18 protein-coding genes are annotated in these 19,431 nt (G+C 52.6%); 11 read left to right on the forward strand and 7 right to left on the reverse strand.

Going from position 1 to position 19,431, the window contains the following annotated elements; genetic code table 11:
• Positions 1-68: 68 nt before the first annotated feature.
• A complete protein-coding gene (pnp, locus tag BM025_RS14750) occupies positions 69-2,204 on the reverse strand; it encodes a polyribonucleotide nucleotidyltransferase (protein WP_085850293.1) in 2,136 nt (711 codons plus the stop codon).
• A 363-nt stretch (positions 2,205-2,567) separates the two neighbouring features.
• Here pnp and BM025_RS14755 point away from each other — a divergent pair, with 363 nt between their 5' ends.
• Positions 2,568-3,278 (forward strand): SGNH/GDSL hydrolase family protein, encoded by a 711-nt coding sequence (locus BM025_RS14755; RefSeq protein WP_085850294.1) that lies wholly within the window; start codon positions 2,568-2,570, stop codon positions 3,276-3,278.
• Between the two features lie 238 nt (positions 3,279-3,516).
• Here the strand turns inward: BM025_RS14755 and rpsO are convergent, their stop codons facing one another.
• Together rpsO and BM025_RS14765 are read right to left on the reverse strand one after the other, a co-directional pair.
• On the reverse strand, positions 3,517-3,786 hold the full coding sequence (rpsO, locus tag BM025_RS14760; RefSeq protein WP_085850295.1) for a 30S ribosomal protein S15: 270 nt from the start codon (positions 3,784-3,786) through the stop codon (positions 3,517-3,519).
• A 151-nt stretch (positions 3,787-3,937) separates the two neighbouring features.
• The gene (locus tag BM025_RS14765; RefSeq protein ID WP_085850296.1) at positions 3,938-4,222 is read right to left on the reverse strand and encodes a DUF5665 domain-containing protein; all 285 of its coding nucleotides are present in this window, start codon (positions 4,220-4,222) and stop codon (positions 3,938-3,940) included.
• A 158-nt stretch (positions 4,223-4,380) separates the two neighbouring features.
• Here BM025_RS14765 and BM025_RS14770 point away from each other — a divergent pair, with 158 nt between their 5' ends.
• Positions 4,381-5,823 carry a calcium-binding protein gene (locus BM025_RS14770; protein WP_090875405.1) on the forward strand — a complete coding sequence of 481 codons (1,443 nt, stop codon included), beginning with the start codon at positions 4,381-4,383 and terminating at the stop codon, positions 5,821-5,823.
• A 7-nt stretch (positions 5,824-5,830) separates the two neighbouring features.
• Here the strand turns inward: BM025_RS14770 and BM025_RS14775 are convergent, their stop codons facing one another.
• Genes BM025_RS14775 through rbfA form a run of 3 tightly spaced genes read right to left on the reverse strand, consistent with a single transcriptional unit; the run spans position 5,831 to position 7,704 of the window.
• The gene (locus tag BM025_RS14775) at positions 5,831-6,340 is read right to left on the reverse strand and encodes a DUF1643 domain-containing protein (RefSeq protein ID WP_085850297.1); all 510 of its coding nucleotides are present in this window, start codon (positions 6,338-6,340) and stop codon (positions 5,831-5,833) included.
• 33 nt (positions 6,341-6,373) lie between these two features.
• Positions 6,374-7,279: a tRNA pseudouridine(55) synthase TruB gene (truB, locus tag BM025_RS14780; protein WP_085850298.1), complete on the reverse strand. Its 906-nt coding sequence runs from the start codon at positions 7,277-7,279 to the stop codon at positions 6,374-6,376.
• Positions 7,279-7,704 carry a 30S ribosome-binding factor RbfA gene (gene rbfA, locus BM025_RS14785; protein ID WP_085850330.1) on the reverse strand — a complete coding sequence of 142 codons (426 nt, stop codon included), beginning with the start codon at positions 7,702-7,704 and terminating at the stop codon, positions 7,279-7,281. The genes truB and rbfA overlap by 1 nt, the downstream gene beginning before the upstream one ends.
• A 104-nt stretch (positions 7,705-7,808) precedes the next feature.
• Between rbfA and dapB the strand changes: the two genes are divergently transcribed.
• A complete protein-coding gene (gene dapB, locus BM025_RS14790) occupies positions 7,809-8,618 on the forward strand; it encodes a 4-hydroxy-tetrahydrodipicolinate reductase (protein ID WP_085850299.1) in 810 nt (269 codons plus the stop codon).
• 32 nt (positions 8,619-8,650) lie between these two features.
• Here dapB and BM025_RS14795 read toward each other — a convergent pair whose 3' ends face one another.
• Complete coding sequence (locus BM025_RS14795; RefSeq protein ID WP_085850300.1) at positions 8,651-8,848, reverse strand: DUF1674 domain-containing protein; 198 nt, start codon at positions 8,846-8,848, stop codon at positions 8,651-8,653.
• A gap of 47 nt (positions 8,849-8,895) precedes the next feature.
• On the opposite strand from BM025_RS14795, the gene BM025_RS14800 reads away from it, so the two are divergent.
• The 8 genes from BM025_RS14800 to mutL all read left to right on the forward strand — a co-directional run bounded on the left by BM025_RS14800 (position 8,896) and on the right by mutL (position 19,431).
• Positions 8,896-10,176, forward strand: a complete 1,281-nt coding sequence (locus tag BM025_RS14800; protein ID WP_085850301.1) for an RsmB/NOP family class I SAM-dependent RNA methyltransferase — start codon at positions 8,896-8,898, stop codon at positions 10,174-10,176.
• A 98-nt stretch (positions 10,177-10,274) separates the two neighbouring features.
• Positions 10,275-12,014 (forward strand): heparinase II/III family protein, encoded by a 1,740-nt coding sequence (locus BM025_RS14805; RefSeq protein ID WP_085850302.1) that lies wholly within the window; start codon positions 10,275-10,277, stop codon positions 12,012-12,014.
• A 65-nt stretch (positions 12,015-12,079) separates the two neighbouring features.
• Positions 12,080-13,669, forward strand: coding sequence for a bifunctional phosphoribosylaminoimidazolecarboxamide formyltransferase/IMP cyclohydrolase (gene purH, locus BM025_RS14810; RefSeq protein WP_085850303.1), 1,590 nt, complete (start codon positions 12,080-12,082; stop codon positions 13,667-13,669).
• Between the two features lie 19 nt (positions 13,670-13,688).
• Positions 13,689-14,162 carry a signal peptidase II gene (gene lspA, locus BM025_RS14815; RefSeq protein ID WP_085850304.1) on the forward strand — a complete coding sequence of 158 codons (474 nt, stop codon included), beginning with the start codon at positions 13,689-13,691 and terminating at the stop codon, positions 14,160-14,162.
• A gap of 54 nt (positions 14,163-14,216) precedes the next feature.
• The gene (locus BM025_RS14820) at positions 14,217-14,720 is read left to right on the forward strand and encodes a DUF3035 domain-containing protein (RefSeq protein WP_170842201.1); all 504 of its coding nucleotides are present in this window, start codon (positions 14,217-14,219) and stop codon (positions 14,718-14,720) included.
• Positions 14,721-14,806: 86 nt separating this feature from the next.
• A complete protein-coding gene (locus BM025_RS14825; protein ID WP_085850306.1) occupies positions 14,807-16,144 on the forward strand; it encodes a M16 family metallopeptidase in 1,338 nt (445 codons plus the stop codon).
• Positions 16,141-17,460 (forward strand): M16 family metallopeptidase, encoded by a 1,320-nt coding sequence (locus tag BM025_RS14830; RefSeq protein ID WP_085850307.1) that lies wholly within the window; start codon positions 16,141-16,143, stop codon positions 17,458-17,460. The genes BM025_RS14825 and BM025_RS14830 overlap by 4 nt, the downstream gene beginning before the upstream one ends.
• A 45-nt stretch (positions 17,461-17,505) precedes the next feature.
• Positions 17,506-19,431 (forward strand): DNA mismatch repair endonuclease MutL, encoded by a 1,926-nt coding sequence (gene mutL, locus BM025_RS14835; protein WP_085850308.1) that lies wholly within the window; start codon positions 17,506-17,508, stop codon positions 19,429-19,431.

Below are 19,431 nucleotides of genomic sequence, written 5' to 3' on the forward strand. Positions count from 1 at the left end.
GCAGACCTAAAAATGGAAAAGGCCCCGATGTTTCCATCGAGGCCCAAACTTTAAAGCGAAATCAGAGCTTATGCGTCTGAAGTTTTTTCTTCTGCGATCTCTTCGCCAGTTGTTTGATCAACCATTTTCATGGCCAAACGCACTTTGCCGCGATCGTCAAAGCCCAAGAGTTTAACGAAAACTTCTTGGCCTTCTTTGAGAACGTCAGATGGGTGGTTCAAGCGACGGTTTTCGATTTGTGACACGTGCACAAGACCATCACGTTTGCCGAAGAAGTTCACAAAGGCACCAAAGTCGACGACTTTGACAACTTTACCTTTGTAGATTTTGTTTTCTTCAGGCTCTGCAACGATTGAATGGATCATGTCGTAGGCTTTTTTGATCGCTTCAGCATCGGAAGACGCGATCTTGATGATGCCTTCGTCGTTGATGTCGACTTTTGCGCCAGACAATTCAACGATTTCACGGATCACTTTACCACCGGAACCGATCACTTCACGGATTTTGTCCGTTGGGATCTGCATGGTCTCAATCTTAGGAGCGTGCTCAGAAAACGCAGACGCGCCAGACAAAGCTTTGTTCATTTCGCCCAAGATGTGCAAACGACCCGCTTTGGCTTGTGCCAAGGCTTTTTGCATGATCGCTGGTGTAATACCCGCAATCTTGATGTCCATTTGCAATGACGTGATACCGTTTTCAGTACCAGCCACTTTAAAGTCCATGTCGCCCAAGTGATCTTCGTCACCCAAGATGTCAGACAAAATAGCGTACTCGCCATCGTCTTCCATGATCAGACCCATAGCAACACCAGCCACAGCGGATTTAAGCGGAACGCCCGCATCCATCATGGACAAAGAGCCACCACAAACAGACGCCATTGATGACGAACCGTTGGATTCAGTGATCTCAGACACAACACGTACTGTGTATGGGAAATCAGTCGCAGCAGGCAAAACAGCCTGAAGCGCACGCCATGCCAGTTTACCGTGACCAATTTCACGACGACCTGGGCCAGACACACGACCAACTTCACCTACTGAATAGGGAGGGAAGTTGTAGTGCAGCAAGAAGTTGGATTTGAAGTTGCCGTGCAACGCGTCGATGAATTGCTCGTCGTCGCCTGTGCCCAATGTGGTCACAACCAAACCTTGCGTTTCACCGCGTGTGAACAATGCAGACCCGTGCGTACGTGGCAAAATGCCAGTCTCTGACACGATTGGGCGAATTTCGTCCAATGCGCGACCGTCGATGCGTTTGCTTTCTTTAACAACCACACCGCGCAAAACAGAAGACTCAAGGCCTTTCAACGCAGACCCAAGGTTCGCATCTTCACGCTGCTCTTCTGTCAAAGTCGCCATGATAGCTTCTTTGGCAGCAGACACAGCCGCAACGCGTTCTTGTTTGTCTGTGATTGTGTAAGCCGCTTTCATCGCGTCCGCGCCAGCCGCAGCAACAGCTGCAGACAACTCAGAGTAATCAGGCGCGTCAAATTCGAATGGCTCTTTTGCACAAGATTCGGCCAACTCAACGATCAAGTCGATGACAGGCTGGATTTGCTCGTGGGCAAAGTTCACAGCGCCAAGCATCTCTTCTTCGTTCAGCTCGTATGCTTCAGATTCAACCATCATCACGGCATCTTTGGTACCAGCCACAACCAGATCAAGACGTTGATCAGGGTTGTTGCGCAGGTCCTGCATGTCGTCGACAGTTGGGTTCAAGATGTATTCACCATCCTCGTATCCAACACGCGCACAGGCGATAGGACCACGGAAAGGCGCGCCAGAAATAGTCAAAGCCGCAGAGGCAGCGATCATCGCAACAACGTCAGGGTCGTTGACAAGATCGTGTGACAAAACTGTACACATAACCAAAACTTCGTTTTTAAAGCCTGGTACAAACAAAGGACGAATTGGGCGGTCAATCAGACGCGCAGTCAATGTCTCTTTTTCAGTTGGACGGGCTTCGCGTTTGAAAAATCCACCTGGAACTTTACCAGCCGCGTAGTATTTTTCTTGGTAGTGCACAGTCAGTGGGAAAAAGTCCTGACCTGGCTTTTGCTTACGGGCAAAGGTCACGTTGGCCATGACAGATGTTTCGCCCAAAGTGGCGATAACTGAACCGTCGGCTTGACGCGCAACTTTACCTGTTTCCAGTGTCAGCGTTTCTTCGCCCCACTGGATTGATTTTTTAACTTCATTGAACATGAATTAGCATCCTAATTGGGAGCACTCCCGACCCCTGTCGGGTCTCCCGTTTTGCATGGCGGCCCCATTGCCGCCGACCCCTTTATCATTTCTTCACAGCGCGGGGATCATCGCGCTACGTCTCAGATAGACCGCCCATACACGAATTACGTGTGTTTGGGAAGCCATCTGTGTGATGGCACCTTACACAAGCACAAGCTTGCTTGATTGTGGGCAACCGCTGGGTTGGATCGGCGCGTTTGGTGCAGTTGGCGCATGCTTGCGCATAAACGATTTGTTTTGATCTTGGTCCTAACCTGCGAAATACTAGGTAACACGCGGTGCAAAATCGCGCCCCTTTTAAAAGATCAAAGGCCAAAACACATGCGCACTATTTTACTCAGTCTTTGCCTGTGTTTTGCGGCACTTTCTCTGCCCAGCGCTGTGCTGGCGGATGAGGCAGGAAAGCCGAAAATCCTTGCGATTGGCGATTCATTGATGGCGTGGCATGCCGTGAGTGGCAGATCCATTGCCGATACCGTGGGGCGCGCACTTGGTGAACCTGTGATCAATCGCGCGGTGGGGGGCGCTAAAATCATTCACGCCTTGCCTATTTCTGGGGCGCTTGGATTTAAGATTGCAGCGCAATACGCCAGTGCTCTCAGCCAAACGTCACCTGAATGGGTCATTCTGACTGGTGGTGGGAATGATCTGTTTTTGGGGTGTGGCTGTAGTTACTGCAATAAGCGTATGACGCGAATGGTTGATCCGTCTGGGCAATCAGGTGAAATTCCCAAATTGATCTCGACCATTCGCAAGACTGGCGCGCGCGTGATCTATATCGGCTATCTGCGCAGTCCTGGGGTTGATTCGATTATTGATGCCTGTTTGCCCTATGGAAACGCATTTGAAGCCCGTCTTGCGATCATGGCCGCCAAGGACAAGGGCGTGTTTTTTGTCTCTGTGGCCGATATGGTCGCCACGGGAGACCGATCAATGCATGGTGTTGATATGATTCACCCGTCGATCAAAGCATCAAACCTTATCGGACAGCGCGTTGCAAAGGTGATCCAAAAAGCGGATCGCACCCGTTAACGCGACAGTGCTGGTTTTGGGACGTGGCGGATGTGAAACAACACGCATCGGCAGTGTGTCAGGTGGATGCCATACACATAGCCGACAAAGCGCATACCTATACCCGACAGAGTCCTGACAGGTATCATACGCGGTTTTTTACGCTGAATTTTCAGGTTTTAAGACGAGATAAAGGCACAAAAAAACGCGCCCCGAAGGACGCGTTTTTCTAACCTAATCCGCGCCGAAGCGCAGGCGTTTAGCGACGCAGGCCAAGACGCTCGATGAGCGATTGGTAACGTGCAACGTCTTTGGCTTTGACGTAATCGAGAAGCTTACGGCGCTGCGCAACCATCATCAAAAGGCCACGGCGACCGTGGTTGTCTTTTTTGTGTGTTTTGAAGTGCTCTGTAAGAGTCGCGATGCGTGAGGAAAGAATTGCAACTTGAACTTCGGGTGAACCAGTGTCACCTTCTTTAGTTCCGAACTCTTTGATAACGCGTGCTTTTTCTTCTGCAGTAATCGACATCGTGGTCTCCTTATAGGTTAGGGTACGAAGACGGCGCAGGCCGGGATGTCGTCCAGCAAGGCCCATGAATATCTGCCTGTTGCCAAGCGGATGAGCGCGTATAGGCGGATTCTGTGCAAAAGGAAAGAGATTTGCGTTGTCGGGCTTTGTGTCAGTTGCCGGGGATTTCATTCATGATCTCAGCAGCGATCTGTTTGGCCCAGTCGCCGATGATCGGGATCACCTCGATCTGGTTCAAGAAAAAGCCCACGATTGAAACCACAATCGTCGCGCCGGCTACGGATCCAAATCCAAACGCCAAACCACGTAAAAAGTTGAACCACATCAATCGCCAAGTGGAGTCGTGTATCCGGATAAATCGATGTGCATTCAGCCGCGCCACCTCCCCACTGAGAGTTTCAAGGTCGTGTGAGAGGTCTTTCATGGTGTCGCTCATAATCGTTTCCAGTGCTTTCGAGTGTGCTTCGCGTCGCGTATCATTAAAAATTAACCTTTATTAACAGATATTTATATCAGTATTTTTGAGAATACTCTTCGAAACTTTAAGGCTTTCGTGCTAAGGCTTGCTTCGAAGCAAGTTGTATGAGGTGAGTCATGCTTTGGGCATTGGCACTTTTGGGAATTCTACCAGCGGCGTTCGTCTATGACGATAGCGTGTCACCAGATTCTGACGAGTCATCAAATACTGATGCGACCACTGACGTAACCGCTGCCACTGATGATGTGAACGGTGATCTTTTGCCAAGCTTAAATACCTTCTCCACAGGTGTGTTCACTGCAGGTGATAGTGCCCTAAACGAGAGCGGTGATTTAGGTGATGATGCAGAGGATGACATGGTTTCGTCCACCCCCTATCACGCTGTCGCGGACGGGTCAGAGACGACGTTTGAAAACTTCATCGCGGGCGAAAATGAGATCACCTTACATCTGACGGACGATGGTAATGGTGATTTTATCGTTGAAACACTGCAAAATGATGTAGGTGATTCTTTCGGTATGAGCCTCTCTTATTCAGACGGGGACACGGAAACCACGTTACATTTTGTCGGTTTGGATGAGATCCCAGCACAAAATATTTCCATTGGCATAACATCACAAGAAACAGGCGTTGAAACACTCTATAATCTTGAAAGTCTTGGCGATTTTAGCGCGACCATTTCAAATGACCCTGATATCCCTGCAGAGCCGAACATCGATGATGGTAATGGTGAATATGCAACCTTGCCTGATGATCCTGATACGCCCGGCGCAGCCTCTGGACGACACGACTCCGCTGAGGGCGCGCTGACACCGAATACATCAGCCGAAGATGAAGATGGTCAAGTTGTAGAACACGTCTTGGCCGCTGGCGGCGGAACGTTGGTTTTGAATGATGAGCCGATTCAGAGCGGGTTCGATGCCAGCATCGTTTCTTCAGGTGATATATTTTTGATTGAAACAGATCATACGTTACATCAAGTGACTGGCAGTGATGATGATGACGCGATTGCGCTGGGCGATGATGCTGCGATTGTCCATGCGGGCCATGGCGATGACACGATTTATGCTGGCGAAGGCACTGCAATCATCTCAGGTGGCGCGGGCGCAGATACGATTTTCGGTGGCGATGACATAGGGTCTGAGTATCTTATTGATGGTGGCGTTGGAAATGATACGCTCGCGGGTGGTGACGCTAATGAAATTCTTATTGGCGGACTTGGCGCAGACACCCTGTCTGGTGGTGCTGGGGATGATGTGCTCATCCTTGATGCCCAAGACACGGTTGAAGGCGGAAGTGGGCAAGACACATTTTGGCTATACGCTGATGGCATCGTCGACGACGCCTTTGCTCAAATTACAGATTTTGACACTGCCGAAGATATCTTGCGCGTGAGCCTGCCGCACGAGGCGGAAATATCGAATGAGTTCGATCTTGAAGTGTCTCAAACGGAAGATGGTATTTCGTCTCAAATTTCCATCAATGGTGACGTCATAGCCGTGATTTACGGTGTCCCAAATGTGGCTGAAAATGATGTTGTCGTCGATTTTCGCGCTTAGAGAAACGCTAACCTACCCATAGCTGTGGCTGTTCGCTGTAAGCGATGTAAAGTGGATGTTTGGGGTGCCCAGCTTTGGACAGGCCAAGGTGGTATAGTGGTTTTTGGGTTTGGCGCAGCAGGTGTTCGACCTGCGTGCCGCGCTCCATATGTGCACCGTGCGTGCCCCAAGCGCAGATGATCGTATCGGCCCAGTTTGAAAAATCCAGAATTATCGTGTCATTCTCTGGTCCAATAGGATCAGTCGCCGCCCGCATTTTACGGGGATCAGTATCGCGCCACGCAAAAATGTTGGTCACGCAGAATGATCCAAAGCCAAGCGTCCGTGCGCGACGTTCACAGCGTTCCACTGTGGGGTCATTTTGAACTTCTGTGGCGGTGGATGGATTGAGCATTACAAACAGCGCTTTGGTCCCCGCAGGCTCCCAAATGCGCGTCAACGCATAGCGGTATTTTTCGCAATCCGAATAGACTGCGGTTGAGGGGGCGTCGCCTTTGGTGTGTGTGCGGGTGATCATGACGTTTCACCTATTTGTGGCTCGCCAAGACCGTTACAGATTGAAAACTCGGGTTGGATGAACTTCGCCTGATTTATAGATACCAACCGCAACAGGTTGCCCTTCAAAGGACACCCAAACTTCATCGCCGTATTCTGCTGCGCCATTGTAAACCATGCCAGCGTTGCCGACTTTAAGCTTCGCGGCACCTTCGGGTGTTGCGCGCAATTCTTCAAGGCCGCCAAGTCCTTCAGACACCGGTAGTAAATACTCATCAAGTGCTTCTGTTTTGGCAAGCTCGTTGATCACATCAATGGTGACGCCGTCATCGGTTTCCCATGGACCAGACCATTCACGACGCAACCATTCGACATGGCCGTAGCAGCCAAGGAATTCGCCCAAGTCACGGGCTATTGACCGGACATAGCCGCCTTTGCCGCACGTCATTTCAAGCAACACGTGATCCACGTCTGTGCGTTCGATCATCAGCATTTCGTCAACATAAAGCGGGCGGGCTGCGATTTCGAAATCTTCGTCATCGCGGGCCAATTTATAGGCGCGCTGTCCGTCGATTTTAACCGCAGAAAACTTTGGCGGCACCTGCATAATGTCGCCAACGAATTGTGGCAACGCGGCCTCTATTTCGGCGTCTGTCGGGCGCAGATCACTGGTCGTGATCACTTCGCCTTCGGTGTCGTCCGTGTTGGTCGCTTGGCCTAGGCGCACAGAGAAGCGGTAGCATTTCAAAGCATCGGTGATGTAGGGGACGGTTTTGGTGGCCTCACCCAAGGCAATAGCCAACAGACCTGTCGCTTCAGGATCAAGCGTGCCAGCGTGGCCCGCTTTTTGCGCATTCATTGCCCATTTCACTTTGTTGACGACCGCTGTCGATGTCATGCCCGCGGGTTTGTCAACGATGAGCCAGCCGTGAATAGCACGACCCTTTTTGACCCGAGCCATTATTCTTCTTCGCCTGTATCAGGCGTGTCTTCTTTTGCAAGATCACGTTGAATGCGCTCGTCTTTGAACAACTCTCGTGTCGCATCCATGCGGTCAAACGTGTCATCAAGTTCAAAGCGCAGCTCTGGAATATGCTTGATGGACAGAGCTTTGCCGACGTGGTGTCGAATCAATCCCTGACGGCGACGCATCGCCTCAAGCGCTTCAGCCGCGCCATCACCACCAAGTGGCATGATGTAGACCGTTGCGATGCGCATGTCGTTGGTCACGCGGACCTCGCCGACTGTGATCGACAGCGCTGTGATCGCGGGATCATGAATTTCACCACGTGCGAACATCTCCGACAAGCGGCGGCGGATTGCTTCGCCAACGCGAAGGGTGCGGTGCGAACCTGATTGTCCGCTTGAATTTGTACGTCTAGCCATAGACGCGAAATAGTCGTGATTGCGCATTGTTGCAAGCGAGGCTTTGCCAAACTGTGTTCATAGGGTTAAACCACGTCGTAAATTATAGGATTAGGAGCCCCAAAATGACCGATCTTCCCGGCATCGTTATTACAGGAGCATCCGGCCGCATGGGCCAGATGTTGATCAATACTGTTTTGGGGTCTGATAAATGTAAGCTTGTCGGCGCGATTGAGCGCACGGGTCATGACTGGGTTGGCCGTGATGTGGGCGAAGCCATGGGCGGTTTGACCAATGGTGTGATTGTAACCGATGATGCGCTTGAAGCCTTTTCACGCGCCCAAGCCGTGATTGATTTCACCGCACCTGCCGCCACGGTCGCCTTTTCGGCTTTGGCCGCACAGGCACATTGCGTGCATGTGATTGGCACCACGGGCATGACAGATGACGATATTTCCAAGCTTGGGGCTGCCGCGCATCACTGCACGATTGTGCGGGCGGGCAACATGTCGCTTGGCGTCAACCTTTTGACTAAGATCACGAAAATGGTTGCTCAGGCCTTAGATGACGATTTTGATATTGAAGTTGTCGAAGCACATCATAATCGCAAAGTTGATGCGCCTTCTGGCACGGCTTTGATGTTGGGCGAAGCTGCTGCCGAAGGGCGCGGTGTCATTTTGGCGGACGTGTCAGAGTCTGGCCGTGATGGGATTACCGGAGCCCGTACGCGTGGCGATATCGGATTTTCTGCCATTCGTGGCGGTGATGTGGTTGGCGAGCATGATGTTATGTTTTTGGGCGACGGCGAACGAATCATTTTGCGCCATGTTGCTTCTGATCGCTCGCTGTTTGCCAAAGGGGCTTTGAAAGCCGCACTTTGGGGACAGACGCAAAAGCCCGGTGAATACGATATGATGGACGTCTTGGGGCTATAAATCCACGCCATGCGGTGCGTGATCCGTTGGGATCAAAAATCGACAGCGATGCCTTTTTTCTCGTAATCGCCGTAACGTACAGGTTCTGGTCCATCGCGCCCGCCCAGTTCCAAAGGCATCGCTTTGAGTTCTGCATCGCGTTTTGCGCGGCGCACATCTGCTTCTGCCAGTGCGCGCTGTGCGGCTGGTGGCAGGTCGGGCACGGGGTTTTGGGATGTATCGTCAGTCATCGGGAAATCCTTGTTCGGTTCACAAGACTGATATACGAGGCAAAGCCATGAAAACAAGTTCAACCAAAGATGCGGGCCTTGATGCGCGCCGCGCCGCCCTCGCACTTTTAGATGCTGTGACCATTGAAAAACGGTTGCTGTCAGAAGTTTTGCCATCAAAAACCGAACGTTTGGTGCCAAGCGAACGTGCGCGTGCCCAGCGTTTGGTGACTGAAGCTTTGCGCGTTTTGGATCGTTGTGACCGCATGCTAGGGCCACATTTGACCAAACGCCCCGCGCCACATGTGATGAACGCGCTGCGGCTGGGGGTCTTTGAGATTTGCGAGTTGAGTGAAGCGTCGCATGGGGTTGTGAATTCCTATGTGTCGATCATGCAAGAACGCCCGAAAGCCAGTCACTTTAAGGGTTTGGTGAACGCAGTGTTGCGCAAAGTGTCAGATGAGAGTGCCAAATGGGACGCCTTGCCTGCGCCGATGCTGCCAAAATGGTTGCGCAAGCCGCTATTGGCAGACTACGGCAAAGAGGTCGTGGCTGCGATTGAAGCGGCCCATGCCAAAGGTGCTCCGCTTGATGTGACCGCTAAAGGTGCAGCTGCAGATGTTGCTGCCGCCCTGAATGCAGAGGTTTTACCAACCGGCAGTGTTCGGGTGCCAGATGGGGCGCAAGTCACTAAACTGAGCGGATTTGAGGATGGCGATTGGTGGGTGCAAGATGCCGCCGCAGCTTTACCTGCGCGTATCTTAGCCCCTCAAAAAGGTGAACGAATTTTAGACATGTGTGCCGCCCCCGGTGGTAAAACGATGCAAATTTCTGCGGCGGGTGCTGAGGTGACCGCATTGGATATTTCCGCCAGCCGGATGAAACGTGTGGTCGAAAACCTCAAGCGTATGTATCTGCCTGCGATTCCTGTCGTGATGGATGCGCTAGAATATGAGGCCGAGCCTTTCGATGCGATTTTGTTGGATGCGCCATGCACTGCGACGGGCACGATTCGCCGTCACCCTGATTTGCCGTATTCCAAAGATGGCTCTGATTTTCCCGGATTGTTCGAACTACAAGAACATATGATCGACCGCGCATTGCAGCTTTTGAAACCCGAGGGCCGCTTGGTTTATTGTACCTGTTCGTTGCTGATTGACGAAGGTGAAGAACAGATCAGAGATGCATTGGTGCGTCACCCTGATTTGCGTGTTGATTTGGATGCCTTGACAATTGACGGTGTAGAAACCGACTGGATCGGGCCAGAAGGTTTGCGGACGCGGCCTGATTTTTGGGCAGATCGCGGTGGCATGGATGGATTTTTTGTTACGGTTCTCCGCCGCTCATAGTTTTGTTGCGAGAACAGCGGTGACAGGTGAAGTCGGAGACTGTATCACAGGCGCAACGAATACACGCCTTGGGCAATACAGGGTGAGGCAGGCAGAGCATGTCGCAAACCGAAGACTGGCGCGCAAAGATGACCCGCCGCATGAACAGGTTTCATGCGTGGCGTGCGGCGCGTGCGCGTGCTGCCACGGGATTTGTTTCTCAACCTGAACCTAAATCCATTGGTTCTTTCGCCAAAGGGCGTCAGCTGATCGCCGGAAATTACTTGTTTGCCGGACAATTGATCGAGGCCCCTGAATGCGCCATTTGGGACTTAGATGATGCCAGTGATGCATTCATCGCAGAGCTGCATGGGTTTGCTTGGCTTGATGATTTGGCTGCTGTTGGTGATGGCCCTGCGCGCGTACGGGTGCAGGACTGGATAACCATATGGATGGACCGGCACGCAAACGGATCAGGTCCCGGATGGACGCCTGATCTGACTGGGCGCCGTTTGATCCGCTGGATCAATCACGCTTTATTTTTCCTGTCTGCCCAAGACACGCCTGTCTCAAATGCGTTTTTCAAAACTCTGGCGCAGCAAACAATTTTTTTGTCGTGGCGTTGGCATACTGCATCGCAAGGCCTGCCGCGTTTTGAGGCGTTAACAGGGTTGATTTACGCAGGTCTGTCGCTTGAAGGGATGGAGCATCATGTTGCGCCTGCCGTCAAAGCGCTGGCGCATGAGTGCGAAAGCAACATCAACGCAGATGGCGGCATCACAACACGCAATCCAGAAGAACTGCTTGAAGTGTTTACACTTTTGACCTGGGCTGCCGCGGCTTTGTCCGAGGCGGGCCACATCGCGGAAGAGGCCCATGTCGCGGCCATTGACCGCATCGCGCCGACCCTGCGCGCACTGCGCCACAGTGATGGTGGGCTGGCGCGGTTTCATGGCGGCGGGCGCGGAATCGCAGGGCGACTTGATCAAGCTTTGGTCAGTTCTGGCAACACGTCGCCCCCGTCTAAGGGATTGCACATGGGATATCTGCGCCAGTCTGCTGGGCGCACATCGATCATCACCGATGCCTCGCCACCACCAACGCGCGACAATTCGTTCAATGGCCATGCATCAACTTTGGCGTTTGAGCTGACATCTGGGCGCAGGCCGTTGATTGTGAATTGTGGCGCAGGGGCAAGTTTCGGCGAAGAGTGGCGTCGCGCGGGTCGTGCCACGCCATCGCATTCGACGCTTGGGATCGAAGGGTTCTCGTCATCGCGGCTTGGGGCGCAGCGTCTTATTGGCGGGCGCATGCGTGAGCTTTTAGTCGATACGCCTGACGATGTACGTTTGGAGGTGCGGTCATCAGATACCGAGCTTGGGTTCGTTGCGGGGCACAATGGGTACGTGTCCACGCATGGTTTGATGCATATTCGCCAGATCGATTTATCGTCTGACGGGCGAGGCATCGCGGGTGAAGATACGCTTGCAACGCTCACGCGCGCTGACGAGGGTCGGTTCGACCGCATGATGGATCGACTGAAATTACAAGGCATTCCGTTTCATGTGCGTTTTCATTTGCACCCTGATGTTGATGTGGAAATCGATATGGGCGGCACGGCTGTGTCTATGGCGCTTAAATCTGGTGAGATATGGGTCTTTCGCCACGATGGTCGGGCGAAGTTAAGCTTAGATCGGTCAGTTTATTTGGAAAAAGGCCGATTAAAGCCCCGCGCGAGCAAACAAGTGGTTCTATCTGCGGCCGCAATGGATTATGCGACGCGCGTCCGTTGGACTCTCGCAAAGGCACAAGACACGCCTACGACTTTGCGCGATCTTGAACGTGACGATGAATTTTGACCTGATCTGAAATGTGATCTGGCTTGCTGGATCACCCAAATGACTGCCTGTCTGGGGACCTCTTGATGACTGATCTTTATCCGGTGCGCCGCGCGCTTCTTTCTGTTTCTGACAAAACGGGTCTTGTTGACCTTGGCAAAGCGCTTGCTGCGCGCGGCGTTGAGTTGCTGTCGACAGGTGGCTCTGCCAAGACACTGCGAGACGCTGGCCTTGAGGTCAAAGATGTGGCGGATGTGACGGGCTTTCCCGAAATGATGGATGGCCGTGTGAAAACATTGCACCCCAAAGTGCATGGCGGTTTGTTGGCGCTGCGTGACAACGATGATCACATCAAAGCTATGGCCGAGCACGACATTCTTGGGATCGATTTGTTGATCGTCAATCTGTATCCGTTTGAAACCGCTTTGGCGCGCGGTGCTGAATATGATGAGATGATCGAAAATATCGACATCGGCGGGCCTGCGATGATCCGCGCCTCTGCGAAAAACCACGGGTTTGTAACGACTGTTGTGGATGTTGAAGATTACGATGCGTTGCTGGCCGAACTGGAAACCAACGATGGTCAGACATCTTACGTCTTCCGTCAAAAGCTTGCACAAATCGCTTATGCGCGCACCGGTGCCTATGATGCGGCTGTGTCCAACTGGATGGCCGATGCGATTGGTGAAGCCGCGCCGCGTCGTCGTGCCTTTGCTGGTACCATCAAACAGACTCTGCGTTACGGTGAAAACCCGCATCAGTCTGCTGCGTTCTACACAGACGGATCGGACCGTCCAGGTGTGGCGACAGCGACACAGCATCAGGGCAAAGAATTGTCCTACAACAACATCAACGACACGGATGCTGCGTTTGAATTGGTGGCGGAATTTGATCCTGCTGAGACGCCCGCTGTTGCGATCATCAAACACGCAAACCCATGTGGTGTGGCCAAAGGTGCGACGCTGCTTGAAGCCTACAAAAACGCGTTTGACTGTGACCGCACATCTGCGTTCGGCGGCATTGTTGCGCTGAACCAACCGTTGGATGCCGAAACTGCCGAAGCCATCGTTGATATTTTCACCGAAGTTGTGATTGCTCCCGGTGCATCTGACGAAGCCAAAGCTATCTTTGCCAAGAAAAAGAACCTGCGCTTGTTGACCACAGATGGTTTGCCAAATGTTTTGGAAGCCTCTCACACGGTGCGTCAAGTTGCGGGTGGCTTGCTGGTGCAAAACAAAGATGCGGGCTTTATTTCTTTGGATGATCTTAAAGTTGTGACCAAATTGGCCCCCACGGATGAACAGCTCAAAGACATGTTGTTTGCTTGGAAAGTGGCAAAACACGTTAAATCCAACGCGATCGTTTACGTCAAAGATCAAGCAACTGTTGGTGTCGGCGCTGGTCAAATGTCGCGTCTTGATTCTGCATTGATTGCTGCAGCCAAATCTAAACGTATGGCCGATGCCATGGGCCTGGATCAACCACTGTCCATCGGATCTGCTGTGGCGTCTGACGCGTTCTTCCCTTTCGCGGATGGTCTGCTTGAAGCGGCTGCAGCTGGCGCGTCTTGCGTGATCCAGCCGGGCGGTTCTATGCGCGACCAAGAAGTGATTGACGCCGCAGAGGAGGCGGGCCTTGCTATGGTCTTCACTGGCATGCGCCACTTCCGTCACTAAACAAACATAGGTATTGAACATGCGCACCACGGCCCTGACAGCTCTTATCATTTTTGTGATCGATCAGCTTTCGAAATGGGTCGTGGTGCATGCGTTTAACCTGCGATCTGTTGGTGAAATTGACGTTTTTCCACCGTTTCTAGTGTTCCGTATGGCATGGAATACCGGCATAAATTTTGGTCTGTTTTCTGAATATGCGGCGATGCTACGCTGGGGCTGGGTAGCTTTGGCGATTGTCATGTCGATCTGGGTGATGACATGGGTGCGTCGTGAAAGTTTTAGTCGCATTGGCATGATCAGTGCAGGGCTATTGGTCGGCGGAGCTTTGGGTAATGCGATTGATCGAATTTTATACGGGGCTGTGGCGGACTTTTTGAACACGTCTTGTTGCGGGTTTGCGAACCCGTATTCATTCAATGTCGCAGATATTGCTATTTTTGCGGGGGCCTTTGGTCTGATTCTTTTCACGGGTGAAACGCAAAAGCGTACGTGACCTTATCGCGTGCTTGCGTTAGATATGCCCAGACGCTTGGGTCGGAGAAAGCTTATGTTGCATGCAAATGGCATGAAATTCGGATTGTGTATGGCGATTTTGGTTGCCACAACTGCCTGTGCGCCAAAGGCTCAGTTGACGCCTTCTATTGCTGGGGGCGGCCCAGATGAGTTTTCCATATCTCCAGCCAAGGCTTTGGAAGCTCCTACAAATTTTGCGTCCTTGCCCGTGCCCACACCTGGTGGTGCGAATCTGACAGACGCAACACCCAAAAGCGATGCTATCGTTGCCTTGGGGGGGCGTGCCCCTACGGCGTCTGGGCGTGATGGTGGTATTGTGACCTATGCCTCGCGTTACGGCGTTGCGCCCAATATTCGCGGCGAGTTGTCCAAATCCGATGAACGGTTCCTCAAAATGAAAACGGCCAAGCCAGCGTTTCCATGGACGAAAAACAAGTATGAACGTGCATATCGCCGCCTCGCACTTGATCCATGGGCAGAACAAGCGCGTTTGATCGCACTCGGCGTCTTGGTGCCGTCGGCCCCACCTAAGCCCTGAACACTCATCACTTAACCGTCAACACCGCTTGCTCTTAGTTCGCCGCTGCCGCAACTATGTCGGGAACGACGTTTGAAGGTGATTGAATGAAAACTCTCTTGAGTGCCGTCTTTATCGGCTTGGCTTTGCCCGCTGCCGCAACTGACATTTCTAGCTTTACGCTGGACAATGGGATGGAGGTCGTTGTTCTCGAAGACCACCGTGCCCCCGTTGTCGTGCAAACGGTCTGGTACAAAGTTGGTGCGGCAGATGAAGTGCCGGGCAAAAGTGGCACCGCGCATTTTCTTGAACACTTAATGTTCAAAGGCACGGATACGATGGAATCTGGCGAATTGTCAGCGACCGTCACACGCAATGGTGGGTCTGACAACGCCTTCACCAGTTGGGATTATACAGCGTATTATCAACGTGTTGCCGCTGACAGGCTGCCGTTGATGATGAAAATGGAAGCCGACCGTATGCGTGGCTTGCAAATGACCGAAGATGATGTGGCCACAGAGCGTAACGTGGTGTTGGAAGAGCGCAATCAGCGCACGGACAGCGACCCAAGTGCTTTGTTTCGCGAACAAATGCGTGCGGCGCAATTCTTAAACCACGCTTATGGCACCCCCATCATTGGCTGGCGGCACGAAATTGAACAATTGAACCGTGACGACGCCTTTGCATTTTACCGTCAATATTACGCGCCTAATAACGCCATTTTGGTTGTGGCTGGTGATGTGAACCCTGACGACGTGAAATCACTGGCTGAAACCTATTATGGTCCCATCACCCCGACGGAGGGTTTGAAAGAGCGCCTGCGTCCAACCGAACCGCCGCAATTGGTTGAGCGTCGTATGGAAATGACAGATGCGCGCGTGTCTCGGCCATATGTGACGCGCAGCTATCTGGCACCTGAGCGTAATCCGGGCGATCAATCCGAAGCTGCAGCCCTTGAGTTTCTCGCCAGCCTTTTGGGGGGCGATGGGGCCACATCCTATCTTGGGCAGGCGTTGATGTTTGATGATGCAAAAGCGACTTATGTGTCGGCATATTACAGTGGGACGTCGCTTGATGTTGGGTCCTTTGGCCTGACGATTGTCCCAGTGCCAGGTGTGTCATTGGAGCAAGCCGAACAGGCGCTGGATGACACCATCGCGCAATTTATCGAGCAAGGCGTGGATTTGGATCAATTTGAACGACTTAAAACCCAGCTGCGGGCATCACGGATTTACGCTCAAGACAATATTGAAAGCTTGGCGCGAGAATACGGTATGGAACTGGCTGTCGGGTTGTCGATTGACGATGTGCGTGCATGGCCTGATGCGCTTGATGCTATCACCCCAGAGGAAGTCATCGCGGCAGCCAAAAGCGTGTTTAACAAATCAAACGCTGTGACGGGGTACTTGATGCCGGAAAGCACGCCTGAGGAGGTTGCACAATGACATATTTTACATCTCTTATCGCAGGCGTAGCCATCGCAGTGGCAGGGTTCATCGCACCGGCTTTTGCTCAAATCGAAGTGCAAGAAGTGACCACTGATGGCGGGATTACTGCGTGGTTGGTGGAAGAACATTCCATTCCGTTCACAGCGCTTGAGCTGAGATTCAAAGGCGGCACATCATTGGATCGACCGGACAAGCGCGGCGAGATCAATTTGATGATGGCAACCTTAGAAGAAGGTGCCGCCGATCTTGATGCACAAGGTTTTGCCAAAGCACGCGACAGTTTGGCGGCAAGCTTTAACTTTGATGCCTATACGGACAGCGTTACGATATCGGCGCGTTTTTTGACTGAAAATCGTGATGCGGCGATTAATTTGCTACGCCTCGCGATCATGGACACTCGATTTGATCAAGACGCAGTGGACCGTGTGCGTGGACAGGTGCAATCTATCATTGAATCTGATGCGACTTCACCAAATGCTATCGCGACATCGACCCTGAATGCGCTCGCGTTTGGTGATCATCCTTATGGTAGTTCTGACAATGGCACCGGTGAAAGTGTCGCCGCATTGACGCGCGAAGATATGTTCACAGCTCGTGATCGCGCGATGGTGAAAGACCGCCTATATGTTGCCGCGGTGGGCGACATAACCGCGCCTGAACTGTCAGCCCTATTGGATGGTTTGCTTGGTGATTTGCCGCAAACTGGGCCTGATATGGCCCCGCGGGTCGAGCCCGCGCTAAAGGGTGGTGTCACTGTTGTTCCGTTCGATACGCCGCAATCTGTTGTGCTCTTTGGCCAGTCTGGCATCACGCGAGATGATCCTGATTTCATCGCGGCTTATATCGCCAATGAAATATTGGGGGGCAGTCGTGAATCTCGTTTGATGCAAGAGGTGCGCGAAAAGCGTGGGCTGACCTATGGCATCGGATCTTACCTTGTTCCATATGATCAATCCGAAGTCATCTTGGGGCAGTTTTCGTCTAGCAATTCCGTGACAGGTCAAGCGATTGATGTGGTCAAAGACGAATGGCAAAAATTGGTAGATCAAGGTATTTCGCAAGAGGAACTTGACGCTGCAAAAACCTATCTGACCGGCGCTTACGCTTTGCGTTTTGATGGTAATGCGCCGATTGCCAACATTCTTGCAGGTATGCAGATGATCGGGCTGGATCGTGATTACATTTTGCACCGCAATGAGTTGGTTGATGCTGTGACTTTGGATGGGATCAACCGTGTGGTGCGTGAATTGTACAATCCCGAGGATTTGACATTCGTTGTGGTTGGCCAGCCAGAGGATTTAAAATCTGATTGATTTGAACATGGTCGAATCGGAAGGGCTCGTGCTATTTCTAGTGGCATGAACTCTTCTGACCTCAATATAAGCCAATCTGGCCCGCAAGCCGCGCGTCCCGTGATCCGTCAACTCGATGAGGGGGCGATCAATAGAATCGCTGCTGGCGAGGTGGTGGAACGCCCTGCATCTGCCGTGAAAGAACTGGTGGAAAATGCCATTGATGCTGGCGCGCACCGCATCACCATTGAGTATGCAGATGGCGGAAAAACGTTGATCCGTGTTACTGACGATGGCTGTGGCATGACCGCAGATGACGTGCCTTTGGCCTTGTCGCGCCATGCGACATCCAAAATCGACGGCTCTGATCTGTTGAACATCCACACCTTTGGCTTTCGCGGTGAAGCCTTGCCGTCGCTTGGCGCTGTCGGGCGTTTGAAAATCACATCTCGTGCCGAAGGTCATGACGGCGTCACTCTGTCTGTGTCTGGTGGACACACGGAACCGCTCAAGCCCGCCGCTTTGACCAAAGGCACCGTGGTTGAGTTGCGCGATCTATTTTTCGCCACCCCCGCACGATTGAAATTCCTACGCACGGATCGTGCCGAAGCGCAGGCGATTTCCGATGTCATTAAACGCTTGGCTATGGCGGAACCTTTCGTAGGCTTCACGTTGCGTGACGTGTCTGGCGGTGGCGAGGGCCGCGTGACATTCCGTGCCGATCCACAAACGGGTGATATGTTTGATGCCTTGCATGGACGCTTGACCACGGTCTTGGGCAAAGACTTTGCGGAAAATGCTTTGGCCATCGATGCAGAACGCGAGGGGCTGCACCTGACGGGGTATGCCGCTTTGCCAACCTATTCGCGCGGCTCATCTGTACAACAATTCTTGTTCGTCAATGGGCGTCCTGTGCGCGACAAGCTTTTGTACGGCGCTTTGCGCGCGGCCTATTTCGATTACCTCAGCCGTGATCGTCACCCTGCAGCCTGTTTGTTCATCGATGTTGATCCGCACCGCGTGGATGTGAACGTGCATCCTGCAAAATCAGAAGTACGGTTTCGAGAACCTGCTGAGGCGCGCAGCCTGATTGTTTCAGGTCTGCGAAATGCGTTGGCCGCAGCGGGGCACCGTGCGTCGACGACGGTCGCACAAGCGACATTGGGTGCGATGCGTCCCGAAGCGCCACAGGCCGGATCGCAGGCAACAGGTGGCGATGATGCGCCGCGTATCTATCAAATGGATCGCAGATCCTCTGGCAGTTATATCACCCCGCCGCGTCCATCTGGTGAGAGCCTGCAGAGCAGTTATAATTGGCAAGCTCCCCCCCGCGAAGATATGCAGGGGTTCGCGGAAATGGCGACGCCGTCTGCACGTGTCGAAGAGGTGAGCCATAGTCCCGCCGCCGAAGCGTTGCCTCTTGGGGCTGCGCGGGCGCAGGTCCATGAAAACTACATCATTGCGCAAACTGAAACGGGTATTGTAATCGTTGATCAGCATGCTGCGCACGAACGTTTGGTCTATGAAAAACTCAAGAAACTTATGGCTGAAAATGGTGTCGCATCGCAGGCACTTTTGATTCCTGAGGTGATCGAGCTTGGGGCCAATGACGCGCAAATGCTGTTGGATTTGGCTGATGATTTGGCCGGACTGGGATTGGTGATCGAAGCCTTTGGTGTTGGCGCGATTGCAGTGCGCGAAACCCCGGCAATCTTGGGGCGTGTGGATGCCGCCGCGATGATGGCGGATATTCTTGATGAGCTTGCCGATCTTGGCGACAGTCAAACGGTGCAAGCGCGGATCGAAGCGGTGCTGTCTCGTGTGGCATGTCATGGCTCTATACGGTCGGGACGGTGGATGCGCGGCGAAGAAATGAATGCGCTGTTGCGCGAAATGGAATCTACCCCGCATTCGGGACAGTGCAACCACGGCAGGCCGACTTACGTGGAACTCAAACTCTCTGATATTGAGCGCCTGTTTGGTCGTACATGA

The sequence above is a fragment of the Pacificibacter marinus genome, assembly GCF_900109555.1.
GTDB lineage: Bacteria > Pseudomonadota > Alphaproteobacteria > Rhodobacterales > Rhodobacteraceae > Celeribacter > Celeribacter marinus_C.